Source organism: Spongiactinospora sp. TRM90649, assembly GCF_029382225.1.
Classification (GTDB): Bacteria; Actinomycetota; Actinomycetes; order Streptosporangiales; family Streptosporangiaceae; genus Spongiactinospora.
On sequence record NZ_JARLTC010000009.1, the window covers coordinates 274,582 to 293,399 of the forward strand.

16 protein-coding genes and 2 pseudogenes are annotated in these 18,818 nt (G+C 73.3%); 5 read left to right on the top strand and 13 right to left on the bottom strand.

The genetic code is table 11. The features are described 5' to 3' along the window. Positions 1–1,461: a PucR family transcriptional regulator gene (locus P3X83_RS13750; RefSeq protein WP_277305410.1), complete on the bottom strand. Its 1,461-nt coding sequence runs from the start codon at positions 1,459–1,461 to the stop codon at positions 1–3. Positions 1,462–1,532: 71 nt separating this feature from the next. Here P3X83_RS13750 and P3X83_RS13755 point away from each other — a divergent pair, with 71 nt between their 5' ends. Continuing rightward, entirely contained in the window at positions 1,533–1,718 is a 186-nt protein-coding gene (locus P3X83_RS13755) for a hypothetical protein (RefSeq protein WP_277305411.1), read from the top strand. 20 nt (positions 1,719–1,738) lie between these two features. Here the strand turns inward: P3X83_RS13755 and P3X83_RS13760 are convergent, their stop codons facing one another. The 6 genes and pseudogenes from P3X83_RS13760 to P3X83_RS13785 all read right to left on the bottom strand — a co-directional run bounded on the left by P3X83_RS13760 (position 1,739) and on the right by P3X83_RS13785 (position 8,160). Then, on the bottom strand, positions 1,739–2,263 hold the full coding sequence (locus P3X83_RS13760; protein WP_277305412.1) for a DinB family protein: 525 nt from the start codon (positions 2,261–2,263) through the stop codon (positions 1,739–1,741). A 362-nt stretch (positions 2,264–2,625) separates the two neighbouring features. Then, positions 2,626–3,585, bottom strand: coding sequence for an ABC transporter ATP-binding protein (locus P3X83_RS13765; protein ID WP_277305430.1), 960 nt, complete (start codon positions 3,583–3,585; stop codon positions 2,626–2,628). Positions 3,586–3,633: 48 nt separating this feature from the next. Beyond that, positions 3,634–4,410, bottom strand: a pseudogene (locus tag P3X83_RS13770) (ABC transporter ATP-binding protein); the annotation flags it as partial. Beyond that, entirely contained in the window at positions 4,407–5,267 is an 861-nt protein-coding gene (locus P3X83_RS13775; protein WP_277305413.1) for an ABC transporter permease, read from the bottom strand. The gene P3X83_RS13775 and the pseudogene P3X83_RS13770, both read right to left, overlap by 4 nt. Then, positions 5,264–6,313, bottom strand: coding sequence for an ABC transporter permease (locus P3X83_RS13780; protein ID WP_277305414.1), 1,050 nt, complete (start codon positions 6,311–6,313; stop codon positions 5,264–5,266). The genes P3X83_RS13775 and P3X83_RS13780 overlap by 4 nt, the downstream gene beginning before the upstream one ends. Then, positions 6,310–8,160 carry an ABC transporter substrate-binding protein gene (locus tag P3X83_RS13785; protein WP_277305415.1) on the bottom strand — a complete coding sequence of 617 codons (1,851 nt, stop codon included), beginning with the start codon at positions 8,158–8,160 and terminating at the stop codon, positions 6,310–6,312. Before P3X83_RS13785 ends, P3X83_RS13780 begins: the two co-directional genes overlap by 4 nt. A gap of 129 nt (positions 8,161–8,289) precedes the next feature. Here P3X83_RS13785 and P3X83_RS13790 point away from each other — a divergent pair, with 129 nt between their 5' ends. Continuing rightward, positions 8,290–8,556 carry a DUF5302 domain-containing protein gene (locus tag P3X83_RS13790; protein ID WP_277305416.1) on the top strand — a complete coding sequence of 89 codons (267 nt, stop codon included), beginning with the start codon at positions 8,290–8,292 and terminating at the stop codon, positions 8,554–8,556. Positions 8,557–8,678: 122 nt separating this feature from the next. Then, complete coding sequence (locus P3X83_RS13795; protein ID WP_277305417.1) at positions 8,679–11,861, top strand: BTAD domain-containing putative transcriptional regulator; 3,183 nt, start codon at positions 8,679–8,681, stop codon at positions 11,859–11,861. Positions 11,862–11,893: 32 nt separating this feature from the next. Here the strand turns inward: P3X83_RS13795 and P3X83_RS13800 are convergent, their stop codons facing one another. After that, entirely contained in the window at positions 11,894–12,715 is an 822-nt protein-coding gene (locus P3X83_RS13800) for an ABC transporter permease (protein ID WP_277305418.1), read from the bottom strand. Beyond that, positions 12,712–13,677 carry an ATP-binding cassette domain-containing protein gene (locus tag P3X83_RS13805; RefSeq protein WP_277305419.1) on the bottom strand — a complete coding sequence of 322 codons (966 nt, stop codon included), beginning with the start codon at positions 13,675–13,677 and terminating at the stop codon, positions 12,712–12,714. The genes P3X83_RS13800 and P3X83_RS13805 overlap by 4 nt, the downstream gene beginning before the upstream one ends. 126 nt (positions 13,678–13,803) lie before the next feature. Here P3X83_RS13805 and P3X83_RS13810 point away from each other — a divergent pair, with 126 nt between their 5' ends. Then, positions 13,804–14,706: a polysaccharide deacetylase gene (locus P3X83_RS13810; RefSeq protein ID WP_277305420.1), complete on the top strand. Its 903-nt coding sequence runs from the start codon at positions 13,804–13,806 to the stop codon at positions 14,704–14,706. Then, positions 14,706–15,617 (top strand): glutaminase A, encoded by a 912-nt coding sequence (glsA, locus tag P3X83_RS13815; RefSeq protein ID WP_277305421.1) that lies wholly within the window; start codon positions 14,706–14,708, stop codon positions 15,615–15,617. Before P3X83_RS13810 ends, glsA begins: the two co-directional genes overlap by 1 nt. Here glsA and P3X83_RS13820 read toward each other — a convergent pair whose 3' ends face one another. The 4 genes and pseudogenes from P3X83_RS13820 to P3X83_RS13835 all read right to left on the bottom strand — a co-directional run. After that, entirely contained in the window at positions 15,618–16,766 is a 1,149-nt protein-coding gene (locus tag P3X83_RS13820; RefSeq protein WP_277305422.1) for a hypothetical protein, read from the bottom strand. Positions 16,767–16,797: 31 nt separating this feature from the next. After that, a complete protein-coding gene (locus P3X83_RS13825; RefSeq protein WP_277305423.1) occupies positions 16,798–17,742 on the bottom strand; it encodes a hypothetical protein in 945 nt (314 codons plus the stop codon). Positions 17,743–17,924: 182 nt separating this feature from the next. Next, positions 17,925–18,371, bottom strand: a complete 447-nt coding sequence (locus P3X83_RS13830; RefSeq protein ID WP_277305424.1) for a GNAT family protein — start codon at positions 18,369–18,371, stop codon at positions 17,925–17,927. Positions 18,372–18,477: 106 nt separating this feature from the next. Then, a pseudogene (locus tag P3X83_RS13835) lies at positions 18,478–18,737 on the bottom strand (heat-shock protein HtpX); the annotation flags it as partial. Positions 18,738–18,818: the final 81 nt, after the last annotated feature.

An 18,818-nucleotide genomic window follows, 5' to 3' on the forward strand; every position in this document is an offset into this window, starting at 1 on the left:
TCAGTGGGGGCGGGAGACGGTGAGCGCGAGCGAGAGCGCCAGGCGGTCGGTGGGCTGGTCGAGGTTGAGGCCCGTCAGGCCGGCCAGCCGGCGCATCCGTTCCCGCAGCGTCTCCCGGTGCACCCCGGCCTCCGACGCGGCCGGGTCCCAGTGATAGTTCGCCGCCACCCAGTGGCGGGCCGCGTCGATCAGCTCCCCGGAGTCCGGGGCCTCGGTGACCGGGGCGAGCAGCGTCTCGGCGAACCGTTCCGCCGAGGGTGAGGCCAGCAGCCGGTCGAGTTCCATGGCGGCGGTGTCGGCGTAGCGGACCACCGTACGGCCCGCGCCGGTGAGCTGCGCGGCCTGCCGCGCCTCCCGGGCCGCCGTCTCCACCTGCTCGGGCGCGCGCGGGACGGACAGCCCCGCGCGCCCGCCCTCCAGCAGCACCAGCAGCCGTTCGTCGCCGAAATCCGGGGTCACCAGCACCAACGACTCGGTGTCGCCCTCGTTGGCGAGCCACCCCCCGGCCGCCACCAGCCGGGTCGCCGCGCGGCGGCGACCCTGCCCGACCAGCGCCACCGCGACGAACCGCGAGGGCAGCGGGATGTCGGAGACGGCGGCCACCCGCTCGGCCGATCGCACGTCGCCCTCCAGCAGCAGCCCGCCGACGACGCCGCGCAACTCGTGCTCGCCGCCCCGGTCGAGCACGGTCAGCAGCGCCGCGGCCGTGCCCACCACGCTGGACGCCCACACCGGCCGCTCCTCCACCGTGGGCGAGCCGACCACGAGGGTGCCCCGGCGTTCCCTGGCGAGCCCGAGCGGCACCGCCGTGACGGCCATGCCGTCGATCTCGTCGTGCAACGCCTGGCGTCCGGCCTGGTCGCCGCGCCTGGCCAGGTCGCCGAGCACCGCGTCGTCCGGGCCCGCCCCGGCGGGGACGCGCAGCGCGACCTCGTGCCCGGCGTCCAGTAGGGCCACCCAGCCGTGCAGTTCCCTGGCCAGCCGTTCGGCGACCCCCCGGCGTCCGGAACGGCCCGCCTCGGCCAGCCGCTGCTGCACCCGCCTGCCCTGCTCGGCCTCGCGCCGCGCCTCGGCGGCGTTCAGCTCGGCCACCGCTCGGTCGATCGCCACGAACGGCGTGCGGGACGGAATCTCGATCAGCGTCAGCCCCCAGCGCCGGGCCGCGTTGATGATCTCCGGGGGGACCTCGCCGAACCACGGATCGAGCCCGAAGCCGATCGCCCGCGCCCCCGCCTCGGCCAGGCGTCCCGCCCACGTCTCTGCGGCCCGCGCGGGCTCCCGCTCCTCTCGCAGCCACATGCCGCTGGTGAGCAGCAGTTCCGCGCCGTCGAGCCAGGGGGCCGGGTCGGGCAGCTCGGAGACCACCGCCCAGCGCACCGGCTGGTCGAGACCTTCGTGCCCGAGCACCACCCGCAGCCCGAGCCGTGTGTCGGCGACGAGCCGCCGGATCGTCACCGTCATGGCGTCACCGTCCCCCGCGTCCCCCTCACATCAGACTATCTCGCAGGTCAGAGCAGAGGTAGCATGAGAGCGTGAACAGGAGAGCACTCACCGTGACCGCCGTCGTCATCGCGGCGCTGGCCGCCGCTTCGGCCGTCGCGGTCGCCCTCACGCGCGCTCCCGCCGACCCGGGCGACGGCACGCGCAACCCGCAGGCCCCGGCCGACGTCTCCGACCACTGGACGGGCGAGCGGATGCGCGAGGCCACCGGCGGCTGAGCCGGTCCGCCGGCCTCCGGTCAGGAGCCGGTGACGCCGTCGATGCGCTCCCTGAGCAGGTCGGCGTGGCCGTTGTGCCGCGCGTACTCCTCGATCATGTGCACGTAGACCCAGCGCAGGCTGATGTCCTTCGCATGCCCCGGGTGGAAGAAGGTGTCCTCCAGCGAACGCCCGGCCGCCGCCGCGTCGGCCAGTTCGACCTCCTCGGCGAAGGTCGCGAAGTCCGCCTCGGGGTCGGCGGCGCCCACGTCGTCGAAGTCGCCGTCGGGATTGGTGTCGAGGTCGCAGTACAGGAACGGCAGCGGCGTTCCGGTGAGCCTGCGGCGGAACCAAGCGCGCTCCACCTCGGACATGTGGCGCACCAGGCCGAGCAGGGTGAGGCTGGACGGCTCGGCGCTGCGCTCGGTGAGCTGCTCGAAGGTCAGCCCCGCGCACTTGTGCAGCAGGGTCTGCCGGTGGTGGTCGAGCCACCGCTCCAGCATCTCTCGCTCACCGGCGACCGTGGGGGGATTGGTGCGTACGCTCTGCGGCGCGGTCCATGACATGTGCCCCATCATGCCGACCGGGATCGCCGCCCGAAAGACGGGCAAAGGCGCGGAAACGCGTCGGCGGGCGCCCGCCGCTCCGCCGCCGAGGAGGGCGTCGTCAACGTCGTCTTCGAACGCGGCGACGCCCAGGTCCACCCCTTCGAGCAGGCCGCCTACGACGTGGCGATCAGCCGGGGCGGGATCATGTACTTCGACGATAGGCGGCCAGCGCGTTCACCCCGACCGTCCGCCCGGCGTCCACCGCCAGCCGTACCAACACCCCCCGCACCAACGGCCCACCGACCCCCACAGACCGCCTTTCCCGGTCCTCCACCACCACCGGCCCAAGAATCCCCACCCGCATACCCACACCCTGCCACTCAGGGCCGCCTCGCCGACGCGACGGCGTGGCAGGCCACCTGGGAGTCCGGGGCGAAGGGCAGGAGGGCGGGAGGCCGGGTACGGCAGGCGTCCGCGGCCTCTGTCGCTTCGCCTGTGGCCAGGGTCGGGCAGCGGGGGTGGAAGGGGCAGCCGTCGGGGATCTGGGTGGGGTCCGGGGGTTCGCCGGTGAGGATGGTGCGGTCTTGAGACTCGGGAAGGACGGACAGCAGGGCCCGGGTGTAGGGGTGGGAGGGTGCGGTGAGCACCTGTTCCACCGGGCCTGACTCCACGATCCGGCCGAGGTACATCACCGCCACCCGGTCCGCGATGTTCCAGGCGAGGCCCAGGTCGTGGGTGACCACCAGGGCGGAAAGGCCCAGCTCTGCGCGGAGCCGCAGCAGCAGGGCGAGGATCTCGCCGCGCACCGGCGCGTCCAGGGACGCCACCGGCTCGTCGGCGACCAGCACCTTCGGTTCGAGGGCGAGCGCCCCGGCGATCACCACCCGCTGGCGCTGCCCGCCGGACAGCTCGTGCGGGTACCTGTCCAGGAAGCGGCCGGGTGGGCGCAGCCCGGCGCGGGCCAGCGCGGTGACGACCCGGTCGCGCTCGTCCGGGAGCCGGTGAACGCGCGGGCCTTCGGCCACGGCCTCGTAGACGGTGTGCCGGGGGTTGAGCGCGCCCGCCGGGTCCTGCGGGACGAGCTGGACTTCGCGCCGGTACGCGCGCAGCGCCCGGCTGGAGTAGGCCAGCGGCGTCCCGCCGTACGCGACCACACCCCCGGACGGCCGGACCAGCCCGAGCAGGGCACGGGCGAGCGTGGTCTTCCCACAGCCGGACTCCCCGACCAGGGCCACGATCTCTCCCGCCCCAACGGCGAGATCGACCCCGTCCACGGCACGCACCCGACGCCGCCGTCCCCGGAACTCCACCCGCACCCCCCGCGCCTCCAGCACCGTCATGCCGTCGCCTCCGGTCGAACATGGAGCAGGGGTGCGGCGGGAGGCGGGGTCGCCGACTCTTGGGGAGGCGGCGGTAAGGGCGGCGGTGTAGGGGTGGCGGGGGTGGGTCAGGAGGTCGCGGGCGGGGCCGGTCTCCACCACCTGGCCGGTGTACATGATGGCGAGGCGGTCGCAGGTGGCCGCCAGGACCGGCAGGTCGTGGGAGATCAGCAGCAGGCCCAGGGAGCGTTCGGCGACCAAACCCCGGAGCAGGTCGAGGATCTGGGCCTGGATCATCACGTCCAGCGCGGTCGTCGGCTCGTCCGCGATGATCAGCCGGGGCGAGCAGGCCAGGGCCATCGCGATCATGACCCGCTGGCGCTGCCCGCCGGACAGTTCGTGGACGTGGCTCTTCGCCCGCCACGCCGGCAGGCCGACGCGTTCGAGCAGGCCGGCCGTCCGGCGGCGGGCCTCCTTCGGGGCGGCCAGGCCGTGGGCCACGATGGGCTCGGCGATCTGGTCGCCGATCGTGCGCACCGGGTTGAGCGCGTGCTGCGCGCCCTGGAAGACCACCGACGCGGCGGTCCACCGTACGGCCCGCAGCCGTCCCCACGTCATCGCCGTCACGTCCTCCCCGCCGAGCAGGATCTGCCCGCCGACCCGCGCCTCGCGCGGCAGCAGCCGCAGCGGGGCCAGGGCCAGCGTGGACTTGCCCGACCCGGACTCGCCCGCGATCCCCAGCGCCTCCCCCACCGCGAGCGACAGCGACACCCCCCGGACGGCGGGCACGTCCCCCGCCGCCGAGCGGTACGTCACGAACAGGTCCCGCACCACCAGCAGGCTCATCCCGCCTCCCGCAGCCGTGGGTTGAAGGCCGCCTCCAGCGCCCGCCCGCACAGCGTGAACGCCAGCACGACCACGACGATGCACAGCCCCGGCAGCAGCACGTACCACCACGCACCAGACGTGGCCGCGCCCCAGTCGTAGGAGCCGCGCAGCATGCCGCCCCACGACACCTGTCCCGCGCTCGTGCCGAGGAAGGCGAGCGTGGACTCGGTCACGATCGCGTACGCGACCGTCAGCGTGGTGTTGGCGAGCACCAGCGGCGCGACGTTCGGCAGCACGTGCCGGGTCATCACGTGCCAGTGCCCGCCGCCGAGGGCCCTGGCCCGTTCGATGTACGGCCTGGCCTCCACCGCCAGCGTCTGCGCCCGGATCAGCCGGGCCGTGGACGCCCAGCAGGTGACCCCGATGGCCAGCACGATGGTGACCGTGCCGCCGCCCAGCACCGCCGCCAGGACCAGGGCCGTCACCAGCGCGGGCAGCACCAGGAACCAGTCGGTGACCGCCATCAGCACCACCGACACCCATCCGCGGAAGTGCCCGGCGACGATCCCGACCAGGGTGCCGAGCAGCACGCTGAGCAGCGCCGACAGGAATCCGATGAGCAGCGACACCCGCGAGCCCCACATGATCATCAGCAGGATCGACCGGCCCGACTCGTCGGTCCCGAACGGGAACGACGAGTCCGGCGGCGCCATCGGACGCCCCGCGGCCCGAGTGACGTCGAGCCCCGCCGGATCGGTGAGCACCGGCGTCAGCACCGCGACCAGCACGAACCCGGTGAGGATCACGGCCCCCACCGCGCCGGCCCGCTGCGTCCGCCAAAGCCGGAGCCCGAGCCTGAGTCCGGCTCTGGTCATACCGCCCTCACCCGGGGGTCGAGCAGGTGGTAGACCACGTCGGCCAGCGCGTTCATCACGATCACCGCGACGCAGACCACCATGAACGTGCCCTGCATGACCGCGTAGTCAGGCCCCTGGACGGCCTCGAAGAACAGCAGCCCGAGCCCCGGCCAGGAGAACACCGTCTCCACCGACACCGCGCCCTGCACCACGAACCCGATGTGCATGAAGACCAGCGTCACGGTCGGCAGCAGCGCGTTCGGCAGCGCGTGCCGCCGCCGCACCTCCGAGTCGCGCAGCCCCTTGGCGCGCGCGGTGGTGACGTAGTCCCGGCCGATCTCGTCCAGCAGCGAGGAGCGCATGACCAGCAGGTACTGCGCGTAGACCACGGCCACCAGGGTCAGGCACGGCAGCGCCAGGTGGTGGGCGACGTCCAGCGCGTAGGCGAACCCGGACGGCGCGTCCACGCTCTCCATCCCCCGGGTCGGGAAGATCCCGGGGATCGGGCCGACGCCCGCCGCCAGCACGGTGAGCAGCAGCAGTCCCAGCCAGAAGGTCGGCACCGACCACAGGGTGAGGGACAGGCCGGTGGAGAGGCGGTCCAGCCGTCCCCCTGGCCGCCAGGCGGCGCGCGCGCCCTGCCACAGGCCGAGGCTCACCGCGACGGCCAGGCCGGTGCCGGTGAGCAGCAGCGTCGGCCAGGCCCGCTCGGCGATCAGCTCGGCCACCGGCCTTCGGTACTCGTAGGAGACGCCGAGGTCGAGCCGGAGCGTGCGGCCCGCGAAGCCGAGGAACTGCTCGATCACCGGCCGATCCAGCCCCATCTGACGGCGCATCAGGTCGAGCTGGCCGGGGCTGAGCGCGACGTTCCTGGTGTAGGCGACGGCCGGGTCGCCGGGGATCAGCCGGAACACGAAGAACGCCGCGACGATCACCATGGCGATGCTGAGCAGCGCGCCGCCCAGCTTGGCCAGGGCGTACCGGGGCAGCGTGGCCGCCGCCCCGGTCGTCCCAGCCGCCCCGTGGCCGCCCGCGCGGACGGCCACGGCGTGCGGCGTGCTCACTCCCGGTCGTCCGCGGTGGCCCTGCGCCGCCGGGCGAGGGCGACCCCCGCCACGGCGGTGACGGCCAGCGCCGCCCCGACGCCCACCAGCACCCCGGTGCCCGGCCCTGCCGCGCCGGGAGCGGCCTCGGCGGCCTCCACGGTGTAGACCGGCCAGTAGCCCGGCCCGCCGTACAGGAAGCCGTTCCGCTCCGGCATCGGGGTGATCGACTTGATCCGGTCCTGGCGGTAGACCTCCAGGTTGTTCGGGTAGTACAGGGCGATCACCGGGGCCTCGGTGTAGAGCCGCCGCTGCATCCGCTTGACGATCTCCACCCGGCGGCCGCGGTCCAGCTCGGCGAGCTGGTCCCGGTAGAGCCGCTCGTACTCCTTGTCGCAGAAGAACGACTCGGTGCCGCCGCCCTCGCCCTTGGCCGTGGGCCTGCGCGAGCACAGGTGGGTGGCCAGGATCTCCTCCGGGTCCGGGTTGACCGAGTAGCCGCTGATCGCGATGTCGTACAGCCCGGTGTAGCCGGTCTCCTCGGTGAACCTGGTGGCGTCCAGCCGCTTGGTGGTCAGCTCGACGCCGATGGCCCGCAGCCAGCCGGTGAGGTACTGCGCGATCTTGCCTTCGACCGGGTCGGCGGCGTGGACGCTGAAGCGCATCGCGAGCCTGCGCCCGGCGTCCGGGCCGCCCTCCGGCATGGTGCGGACGCCGTCGGGGCCTCTGCGGTAACCGGCGCGGTCCAGGATCTCGTTGGCCCTGGCCGGGTCGAAGGTCACCAGGTCATCGCCCTGTGCCGACCAGTGGAACTCCGGGAACACCGGGGGCACCACCGCGCCGTCGGCGACCCGCGCCAGGCCGTTCTGCACCTGCCGGACCAGGGTCTCCTTGTCGACGGCGCGGTGGATCGCCTCGCGCACCCGCCGGTCGCGCAGGGCCGGGTGGCCGTCGCCGACCGGCCGGTCGTCGATGGTCCGCGCGCCGGGGTTGAGCTGGAGGTAGGTCGCGCGGCGGCCGGGGGTGTCCCACTGCCGGAAGGCGGGGTCGCCGTCGAACGCCTGGTACTGCGGGGCGGCCAGCCGTCCGACCCAGTCCACGTCGCCGCGCTTGAGCCCGGCGTTGGCGGCCTCGGGGTTCTCGTAGAAGATCACGTGCAGTTCGTCGATCTTCGCCGGGCCGCGCCAGTAGCCGGGGTTGGCGCGCAGCCGGACGTAGGCATCGCGCTTGTGCTCGACCACCGTGAACGGCCCGCTCGCCACCATCGGATACCGCTCGGCGTCGTACGACCCGATCGGCCCAGCGTTGGCGAACACGTGCCGGGGCACGATCGGCACCGGGTTCTCCAGCATGGTGGCCTGTGGCCGTTCGGTGGTGATGACGAGGGTTCTGTCGTCCTTGGCCACGACGCTGGCGAAGTTCTCCACGGCGGGGCCGTTGGCCTGCTTCGCGGCGTCGTTCGTCATGATCGTGTTGAAGGTCCAGGCGGCGTCGTGGGCGGTGATCGGCGTGCCGTCCGACCACTTGGCCGCGCGCATGGTGAAGGTCCAGGTGAGCTTGTCGGCCGAGGTCGTCCAGGACTCGGCGAGATCCGGGCTCGGCCGCAGGGTCTTGCTGTCGGGAACGGTGAGGAATCCGTACGTCCAGCGCTGGATCGACGTGCTGACCACCCGCAACGCCAGGAACGGGTTCATGTTGTCCACCGACTGGGCCACGCCCAGCCGGACGATCTTCTTGGCCTTCTTCGCGGAGCCGTCCGGCCCCTGTGCGGACGCCGCCCCCGGCGCCCCCAGTCCGGCGGCCCCCGCCGCCACCGTCAACGCCGCCAGGCCCGATACCAGGCGCCGCCAACCGGTCCCGTATTTCAAGTGCGCTCCTTCCGTGGTCGCCTACCGCCCGATGTGACGAAGGCTCACCGCAGAAAGTTCGGCGTCAACGCGCCGCGCGCTGGGTGCCACAATAAGGAGGAAAGTGTCGTCCGAGATCAGGAGGTCTTCATGGCCGCCAACGAACCGGAATCCGCGAGTCCGGAGGCCGGGGCACCCACGGAGGAGAACGACTCCGTGGCCGCCGACGCCGACGCCGGCACCGCCGACCCCGGCGCCGACGACGAGTTGAAGCGCAAGTTCCGTGAGGCGCTGGAGCGCAAGCGCAACGCCCAGGCCGACGCCAACGCCAACAGCGGCGGCCGGGGCCGCTCGAAGGTCGGCGGCACGCACGGCCCTGCTTCCCAGCGTCGTTCGTTCCGCCGCAAGAGCGGCTGAGTCCACCCACCCGCGGCGAGCCCGGAGTGAGCCAGGCAGCGACTCCGGCGGGGACCCCGAAAGGGGCCCCCGCGGGCCCGGGCGATGCCCCGGCGGCGGCCGGGGTCTCCGCCCATATCCAGGTGAGCGTGCTCGGCCCGCTCACGGTCACCGGCGCCGACGGCCGTCAGGCCGAGATCGGCGGTGCGCGGCTGCGCGCGCTGCTGGTGCGCCTGGCCCTCGACCCCGGGCGCGTGGTCACCGTCGAGGAACTGTCCGAGGCGCTGTGGGGCGGCACTCCGCCCGCCGATCCGGCCAACGCGCTGCAGTCCCTGGTGTCCCGGCTGCGCCGGGCACTGCCCAGGCCGCACGGCCTGACCTCGGCCCCGGGCGGCTACCGGCTCGCCGTCCCTCGTGAGGCGATCGACGCGCACCGGTTCGAGCGCCTCGCCGCCGAGGGCCGCGCCGCGCTCGGCGCGGGCGATCCCCGTACGGCGGTCCGCACGCTCGGCGACGCCCTCGCCCTGTGGCGCGGCCCGGCGCTCGCCGACCTGGCCGACGCCCCCTTCGCCGTCGCCGCCGCCACCTGGCTGGAGGAGGCGCGGCTCGCCGCCACCGAAGACCACTTCGAGGCCGGGCTCGCCACTGGTGCGGTCACCGGCACAGTGGCCGGAACGGTGGTCGGCACAGTGGCCGGCACAGTGGCCGGGCTGCGCGAGCTGGCCGCCCGCCATCCCCGGCGCGAGCGGGTGCGTGGCCTGCTGATGAAGGCCCTGTACGCCGCGGGCCGCCAGGCCGAGGCGCTCGCCGGATACGAGGAGTTCCGCCAGGGGCTCGCCGACGAGCTGGGCGTCGATCCCGGCCCTGAACTGCGCGAGATCCACCTCGCGCTGCTGCGCGCCGACCCGGCGCTCCCCCGCGCCGCCGCCGAGATCCCGCCGCCTGTCGCCGCCGCGCGCCCGCGCGGCAACCTGCGGGTGCCGCTGACCAGCTTCGTCGGCCGCACCGCCGAGATCGAGCGGATCTCCGCGCAGTTCAAGGAGAGCCGCCTGGTGACCCTGGTCGGGCCGGGCGGCGCGGGCAAGACCCGCCTGGCCACCACCATCGCCGCCGACCGGCCGCGCGGGGCGTGGCTGGCCGAGCTGGCCTCGGTGACCGACCCCGCCGACGTCCCCGCGGCCGTGCTGGGCGCGCTGGGCAACCCCGGTTTCCTGCGCGGCGGCGGCCGGGAGAACAGCGTCGCCCCCGACGCGATGCGCCGCCTGACCGAGGCGCTGTCCGGTTCGGACACGCTGCTGGTGCTGGACAACTGCGAGCACGTGGTCGAGGCGGTCGCGAGCCTGGCAGAGGAGCTGCTCGGCCGGTGCGGGCGGTTACACGTGCTGGCCACCAGCCGCGAGCCGCTGGGCATCGGCGGCGAGGCGCTGTGCCCGGTGCCGCCGCTGCCGCTGCCCGACCAGGTGGGGCACTGGCGCGACAGCGCGGCCGTCCGGCTGTTCGCGGACCGGGTGGCGGCGGTGCGCCCCGGGTTCACCGTGGACGACGGCAACGCCGAGGTCGTGGTGGAGATCTGCCGGCGGCTCGACGGCCTGCCGCTGGCGATCGAGCTGGCCGCGGCGCGGCTGCGCTCGCTGACGCTGGAGCAGGTGGCCGAACGCCTGGGCGACCGCTTCGGCCTGCTGGGCGGCGGCAGCCGTACCGCGCTGCCCCGGCACCAGACGCTGCGCGCGGTCGTCGCCTGGAGCTGGGACCTGCTGACCGGCGACGAACGCGCGCTCGCCGAACGGCTGTCGGTGTTCCCCGCCGGAGCGCGGCTGGAGGCCGTCGAACGGGTCGGCGGCAGCCTCGACCTGGTCGCGGCCCTGGTGGACAAGTCGCTGGTGCGAGTGGACGCCGGCCCCCGCTACCGGATGCTGGAGACGATCCGGGAGTACGGCGTCGAGCGGCTGGCCGAGAGCGGGCACCTGGCCGAGGCGCGGGCCGCGCACGCCGCCTACTACCTGGAGCTGGCCGAGCGCGCCGAGCCGTACGTGCGCGGCGGCGAGCAGCGTCCCTGGGTGGCGATGCTGGACACCGAGTACGACAACCTGCTCGGCGCGCTGCACTGGGCGGTGGACACGGCCGACGCCGAGACCGCCATCCGGCTGGCCGCCGCCCTCAGCATGTACTGGACGATCCGCGGCGACGGCATGGAGACGGCGGCGCGGCTGCGCATGGCCCTCGACGTGCCCGGCGAGTCGCCGAAGCGGCAGCGGCTGGTGGTGACCGCGATCTATCTGGTCACCCGTACGCTCAGCGGCGGCTTCGACCCGGAGGAGGCCGCGGACCTGTTCCGGACGGTCACCGCCGAGAGCGCGAACGAACTCGACCACCCGCTGCTGGCCCTGCTGCATCCGGCCCTGGCGCTGTTCACCGACGACACCGAGTGGGGCCTGGCGGCCGTGGCCGAACGACTCGACCACCCCGACCCGTGGGTGCGGGGCACGCTGCGGTCGATCAAGGCCGCGCTGCTGGAGAACGAGGGCCTGATGGCCGACAGCAGGCGCGACCTGATCGCGGCGGTGGACGAGCTTCGGCAGGTCGGCGAACGCTGGTCGCTCAGCATGGCGCTGACCGCGCTGGCCGAGGCGCACTCGGTTTTCGGCGAGTTCGACGCGGCGAGCCTGGCGCTGGAGGAGGCGATGCGGCTGATGCGCGAGCTGGTGCCCGGCGCGGACACCGGCCACCAGCGGATCTGGCTCGCCTCCGTCCGGATCCGCGCGGGCGACCTCGCCGGGGCGCGCGCCGACCTGCTGACCCTGACCGGCCCGGAGGCCGAGAACACCAGCCCGCGCAATCTGGCGTTCGCCAACCTCCATCTGGGCAACCTGGCCAGGATCGACGGCGAACTCGACGAGGCCGAGCGCGCCTTCACGCTGGCCAGGGAGCTGATCGAGGCGTCCCCCTTCACCGCGCCGCAGTTCCTGGCGCTGGTCAAGACCTCGTTCGGCCTCCTGGCCGTCTGCCGCGACGACCTGGAGGCCGCGGCCCGGCTCGGCGCCGAGGGCGTCGAGCTGGCCCTGCAGGCCAAGGACATGCCGGTGGCGGCCCACGTCGTGGTGCTGACCGCCATCACGGCGGCCCGGCTCGGACGGCCCGAGCGCGCCGCCGAGCTGCTCGGCGCGGCCGAACGGCTGCGCGGCGCCCCCGACCTCTACAACGTGGACGTGACCCGGCTCGCCGCCCACCTGGACGGCGAGCTGGGGACCGCCGCCTACGCCGCCGCGTACGCCAGGGGCCGCGACCTGCCCCGCGAGGAGATGTTCGCGCTCATCCGCGACCACTGACCGCCCGGCCCCCGTCATCGCCCATGCCCCGCTCAGGTCTTGCGCCGGTAGGCCCGCACGGCCAGCGGCGCGAACACCGCGATGATCAACGCGCTCCACCCCAGCGTCCAGAGGGCCTCCGTGCCCAGCGGACCGCCGACCATCAGCGCCCGTGACGCCGCCATCACGTGCGACACCGGGTTGACGTCCACCCACGCCTGGAGCCAACCCGGCAGCGTCTCCCGGGGCGCCATCATGCTGGTGCCGAAGGTGAGCGGGAACATGGTCATGAACGCCACGCCCTGCACCCCGCTCGGCTCGCGCATCATCGTCCCGAGCAGCACGAAGATCCAGCTCACGCTGAACGCGAACACGATGGTGAGCACGCACGCCAGCGCCGCCGACAGCGGGTTCGTGCCGATCCGGAAGCCCAGCAGGGCCCCGAAGGCCAGCAGCGAGGTGATCGCCACCAGGTAGCGGATCAGGTCGCCGACCACCGACCCGATCAGCGGGGCGGCCCGTGCGATGGGCAGGCTGCGGAACCGGTCGAAGACGCCCTTGGCCATGTCGGTGTTGAGGTTCACGCCGGTCGCCATGCCGGCGAACATCACCGTCTGGACCATGATCGCCGGAAGCAGGAACTGCAGGTACTCCTGGGTGGACCCGGAAACCGCGCCGCCCAGCAGGTAGACGAACATCACCAGGAAGATGAGCGGCTGCAGGGTGACGTCGAGGAGCTGTTCCGGCGTCCGGATCGTCTTGATCACGCTCCGCCTGGCCAGTGCCAGGCTGTGCCGGACCAGGCCGAACGGACGCGGCCCCGGCAGCGCGTCCGGCCGCCGGACCCGTGTCATCGGGCGTTCCGTGATCGTCATGCCGCCACCTCCGTGTCGTCGTTCGTGTGCCCGCCGGTCAGCGTGAAGAAGACCTCGTCCAGGCTGGGCAGCCGGAGCGACAGCTCGGTGACGCCGATCCCGGCGGCCTCCAGCCGCCGCACCACCTCGCCGAACACCACGTCGCCCTCCACCGGGACGGTCACCACGCCCCGGCCCGGGGACTCCGGCGCGCGCCCGGCGATCGCCCCCAGGATGCCCGCGGCCTCCTTCAGCCTGGCCGGGTCGGACGGCCGGACCAGGATCGTCTGGCCCCCCACCACGTGCTTCAGCTCGGCCGGGGTGCCGTGCGCGATCACCTTGCCGTGGTCGATCACCGAGATCTCGTCGGCGAGTGCGTCGGCCTCCTCCAGGTACTGCGTGGTCAGCAGCACCGTCACCCCGGCCGCGACCTGGGCGCGGACCATGTTCCACACGTCGTCCCGCTTGGCCGGGTCCAGGCCGGTGGTCGGCTCGTCCAGGTAGATCACGCTGGGGCCGCCGACCATGCTGGCCGCGAGGTCCAGGCGGCGGCGCATGCCTCCGGAGTAGGTCTTCACTCGGCGTCCGGCGGCCTCGCCGAGGCCGAACTCGTCGAGCAGCCGGGCGGCGACCGCCTTGGCGTCCCTGCGGCGCAGGTCCAGCAGCTCACCGATGAGCACCAGGTTCTCGGTGCCGGTGAGGTCCTCGTCCACGGACGCGTACTGCCCGGTCAGGCCGATCATGCGGCGGACGCGGGCGGGGTGCCGCACGACGTCGAGGCCGCCGACGGTGGCGCGGCCGGAGTCGGCGCGCAGCAGGGTGGCCAGGATGCGCACCGCCGTGGTCTTGCCCGCGCCGTTCGGCCCGAGCACCCCCAGGACCGTGCCCTCCCTGGCGGCCAGGTCGATCCCGGCCAGCGCCACGGTGTCGCCGTAGCGCTTCGTCAGGCCCTCGGCTTCGAAGGCGTTCCTTCCGTTGTTCATGACGCCACCATGCGCGGTCCCGCTGTCATACCTCGCACAGCGCGCTGTCACCGCCCGCACGCGCGTTGACGAGGACTTTGCCAGGCGGACGGCACGGAGCGGACCGCCCTGGGTAGCCGGAGAGGCATGACGACGATCAACGTTTGCCTGGGCGTGGACGTGGACGCCGTGGCCGGCTGGATCGGGTCGTACGGCGGCGAGGAGTCGCCCAACGACATCCAGCGGGGCGTGTTCGCCGGGGAGATCGGCACGCCGAGGCTGCTGCGGCTGTTCGAGCGCGAGGGGATCAGGACGAGCTGGTTCGTGCCCGGCCACTCGCTGGAGTCGTTCCCCGACCAGTCCCGCATGATCGCCGAAGGCGGGCACGACATCGGCGCGCACGGCTACTTGCACGAGAACCCGATGTCGATGTCGGCCCAGCAGGAGGAGGACGTGCTGGCCCGCAGCGTGGAGCTGCTGGACGAGATCGTCGGGGTCAGGCCGCGCGGATATGTCGCCCCTTGGTGGGAGATGTCGGAGCGCACCATCGACCTGCTGCTCAAGTACGGCTTCACCTACGACCACTCCCAGTCGTACCGCGACTTCCAGCCCTTCTACGCGCGCGGCGGCGACCGGTGGACGACGATCGACTACGACGAGGACGCCGCGACCTGGATGCACCCGATGGTCCACGGCCGCGAGGTGGACCTCGTGGAGTTCGCGGCGAGCTGGTACGTGGACGATTTGCCGCCGATGATGTTCATCAAGAGCTCGCCGAACAGTCACGGCTTCGTCAACCCGCGCGACCTGGAACAACAGTGGCGCGACCAGTTCGACTGGGTCTACCGCGAACTGGAGTACGCGGTCTTTCCGATCACCCTCCACCCCGACGTCAGCGGGCGTCCGCAGGTGCTGCTCATGCTGGAGCGGCTGATCGAGTACATCCGGGGCCACGACGGCGTCCGGTTCATGTCGTTCGCCGAGGCCGAGGACGACTTCCGCCGCCGCTACCCGTTCGACGGCCCGGACCGCCCCGCAGACATCGACTGATGCGCAGCGTCCTGGACGAGGCCCTGGAGGCGGGCGCGGCGGTGAGCGGCGGGCGGGTCGTCACGTACGTACCCGCGCTGGCCGAGGTGGACCCCGGGCTGCTGGGCGTGGCCGTGGCCACGGTGGACGGCGGGCACGTCTTCGAGGCCGGCGACGCGGACGTGCCGGTCGCGCTGATGTCGGCGGCCAAGCCGTTCGTCTACGCGCTGGCACTGGCCGACCGGGGCCTGGGCGGGATGCGCGAGCACGTGGACGTGGAGCCGAGCGGCGGCCGGTTCGACGCGGCCGGGACGATGCCCGGGAGCGGCCTGCCGTACAACCCGATGACCAACATGGGGGCGATCGTGACGACCTCGCTGGTCGCCGGGGACAACCCCGACGCGCGCAGGGAACGCGCGGTGGACTGCCTGGGACGGTTCGCCGGACGCCCGCTCACGCCGGACCCCGAGATCCTGAACAGCCAGCGCCGGGCCGGGGACCGCAACCGGGCGCTGGCCTACTTCGCCGCCAGCACCGGCGCGATGGGCGCCGACCCGGCCGAGGCGCTGGACCGCTACTTCGCGCAGTGCGCCGTCCGGGCCGGGACGCGCGATCTCGCGATCATGGCCGCGACCCTGGCCGGGCGCGGCGTCAACCCGCTGACCGGCGACGTCGTGACACAGCCGTGGGTCGCCCGCACCGTGCTGTCGGTGATGGCGACCTGCGGCATGTACGACGCGGCGGGCGGGTGGATGGCGGAGGTCGGGATGGCGGCCAAGAGCAGCGTCTCAGGGGTCATCCTGGCGTCCGTGCCCGGCAGGCTGGGCCTCGCCGTCTTCAGCCCGCCGATCGACGAACACGGCAACAGCGTGCGCGGCGTGGAGATCTGCCGCCACCTGTCCAGACGGCTCAACCTGCACCTGTTCGCCTGATCACCAGGCGATCTGGTCAACGCCTTCCAGTTTGGGAAGCGGGCGAGCGGCCCCGGTCTCCAGGTCCACCCGGAACTGACGTCCGGCGTGCTCGTAGAGGGCGTGGCGCCCGGTACCGTCCAGGACGAACCACGAGCTCAGCGACGCGTCCGGGGGCAGCTTCAGCCGGGCGAGCGTCCGGGGCGTACCGCCGGCGACCGGGACGCTCTCGATGTCGTGGCCACGGGAGTAGATGAGCTCGCCGCCGTCGGCGGAGTAGGCGACCGACCACATCATCGGAAGCTCGGGGTTCGGCAGGACCAGCCGCACGGCGGCGAGCAGCGAGGTCTCCGGCCTGTCGAGAGGGAGCACGCTGAGGCCGTGGTTGCCGATGACCATGGCGAGGCTCCGGCCATCCGGAGACCAGGCCAGCCCGTCCACACCGTTGGGCGAGGCCACCAGCCAGTCCCGGCGGTCGCCGGTCGAAAGCTCGATGACCGAGACGCGGGTGGTGGTCGCGTAGGCGAGCCGGGTGCCGTCGGCGCTCAGCGCCAGTGAGAACGGCGGCCCCAGGTACTCATCCAGGGGAGGCACGACCAGTGGCCTGCCGGGACGCCCTTTGTCGTCCAACCGCACGCGGAAATAGTTCGTCGGGTCTTCCGGGCCGGTCCAGCCGGACAGGAGGAACGTGCGGTTGTCCCGGGCGGCGGCCACCAGCCGAGAGGAGGACTTGACCCCCTTGGGCAGCGGGATCTCCGCGATGAGCCGCCCGGTCGCGACGTCGTGCACGGCTTGCCGCTGCCCGGTGTAGAACGACACGACCTTGGCCCGATCGTCGGCGTAGTGCGCGATGGGCATCTTGCCGACGACGGCGAAACGCGGTTCCCCCGTGACCGCCAGTGGAGTGCCGGTCGCCATCGGCACCGCGAGGGTGGTGGCGGCGGGGGAGGAAGGCGGCGGGGCCGATGTGGCGACGCCCGATGGGAAGAGTGTGGTCGGTGTGGCCATCATCGGCGGAGGCATCGACGGGCTGGGTGAGCCCCATCCCTCTTCGTGGCCGTCCTGGCTGGTCACCGGTATGGACACCCGGCTCATCGCCCGTTCTTCGCCGCACGCGGCGGCCGATAACAGCACCAGCAGGGCGGCGGTGACTCCCCCGAGCCTCGACATATGGCGATCATCCTCTCGTCGGCGCACCCGGTCAACGCGTTCCGCGTGACCGGTCCTCCATCGTCAGCGGTGTGTACGCGGCCAGCAGGTGGCCGTCTCGCAGCAGGTCGGACGGGGTGTCCGGCCCGATCTCGCGGGGGATCCTGGGCGCGTCGCCCGCGACCACCACAGGCCCGGCGAGCAGCAGGAGCGTGGCCCGGTCCCGCGCGGCCTCGGCCCATTCGCCGGGGATGTCCACCACGCCGAGGAAGAGGTGGTCCGGGGTCCGGCCGTACTCGGGCTCGCGCGTGCGGATCGCCGCCCATCCGGGCGTACGGTCCTCGGGGCCGCCCCGGACGATCCGCGCGGACCAGCCGGGCGCGGTCTTTCGCGCCAGCGACGGCGCGGCGAACCCGGCGGGCCGCCACACGGTCAGTTCCAGGTTCCACAGCCAGGGGGTCGGGCCGGTGCCGAAGTCCTCCACGACCTCGGCGAGCAGCAGCAGCGCCGGCACCCCTCCGGGGGCCAGCACGGCCCGCGCGCTGAGCGCGAACCGCCCCTCCGCCTCGGGGGTGGGCGCGGCGGGCAGCACGAGGACGGCGGGCTCGCGCGGAACGGCGGTCACATCCACGTGCACCATGTCGGACGGCCGGCAGCGTGCGTGGTGCCTGGTGACGCCGATCAGCGTGGCCGCCGGGGTGAGGTCGGGGTCGTAAGGGGCCACCTGGAGCCGCAACCCGGTGGTGTCGGCGCGTGCGTCGCCGGGAGCGGCGCAGACCGGACAGGTGTAGGCGGGGTCGAGCCGGGTGAGAAGGCCGGAGTCGCCCCCGTGCTCGTCCTGGACGAACCGAGCCATCTCCCCGGTGATGTCGTAGCGTAATACGCGCCCGCCCTCCCGTTCGACGCGGACGGCGGCGAGCGCCGTCTGGTAGCTCTCCCCGGTCCGGCGCATCCGCCGGCGTGTGGCACGGGTCAGGTCACGATCGTCGTGGGCCATGTCTCGTCCGGTCTGGCGGGGACCCGCCCACGCCTGCACCCCGCCTGGTCGAGACGCATGCGTCACAACAGCGGATGGCCGCTCGCCGTCATCGCCACTACCCCGTGGGAGCGCCGCCCCGCGTGGGAGGAACGGCCCGGGATCCCCGAGGCTTCGGGGGCTGGAGCGTCAGCACCCTGAATCTACCTTGCCGGCGGCGGACCGGTGAACCCGGTCCGATCAGTCGAGGGCGGGGGCCGGATCGTCGCGGAGCCTGCTGTAGATCCAGCGTCGCTCCAGCCTCCGGCGCGGAACTCGAAGGCCCGCAGCACACCTTCCAGCCGGAACCCGGCCTTCTCCAGCGACCGCTGTTCCGCCGCGTTCTCCGGATGCGTGAGGGCCTGGTAGCCGTAGTGCAGGACCTGATCCAGATCGCCGCGCTGGAGCCCGGCCAGGGCGAGATCGCTCAGCACAGCACCCCGGCGGCGCCGGGATAGCCGCTCACCCAGCGCCCGGCCGAGTTCCTCCGCCGCCAGGCCGGACTCGCCGAGCCGCAGGTAGCAACCGCCCCGTTCCTCCGTCATGCGTGATCCGTCGAACCGCAGCCAGCCACCGCCGTGCCGTACGTCGGCCGTCACGGTCGCGTCCACGGGAACCGGCCCTTCCGCCGAGGCAAGCGTATGCGATGCGTCACCGCTGCATCACGGATACGACACTCCCGCTCTGGTCGCCGGACGGCCGGCGCGATTGGCTGATCACGGCGATCACCGCGTCGGATGCCTCGACGGCATCGGCGGTGCGGACCTTGGGGCGCTGCGCGGTGATGTCGACGCCGACTCCGGCCATTGCCTCGACGGCGACCGGGTTGATCTGCCCGGCGGGCGCGGACCCGGCGGAGCGGACCTCGATCCGGCCATCGGTCAGGTGGGTCAGCCAACCGGTTCGGCCATCTGGGAACGCCCCGCGTTGTGCACGCACACGAACAACACGCTCGGCTTACCGGTGGTCTCAGGCATGGGGGGGCTCCTTGAACAGCCTGCGGGCGGCCAGGCTGACGTAGACCAGGGCGACCAGCACGGGCACCTCGATGAGCGGGC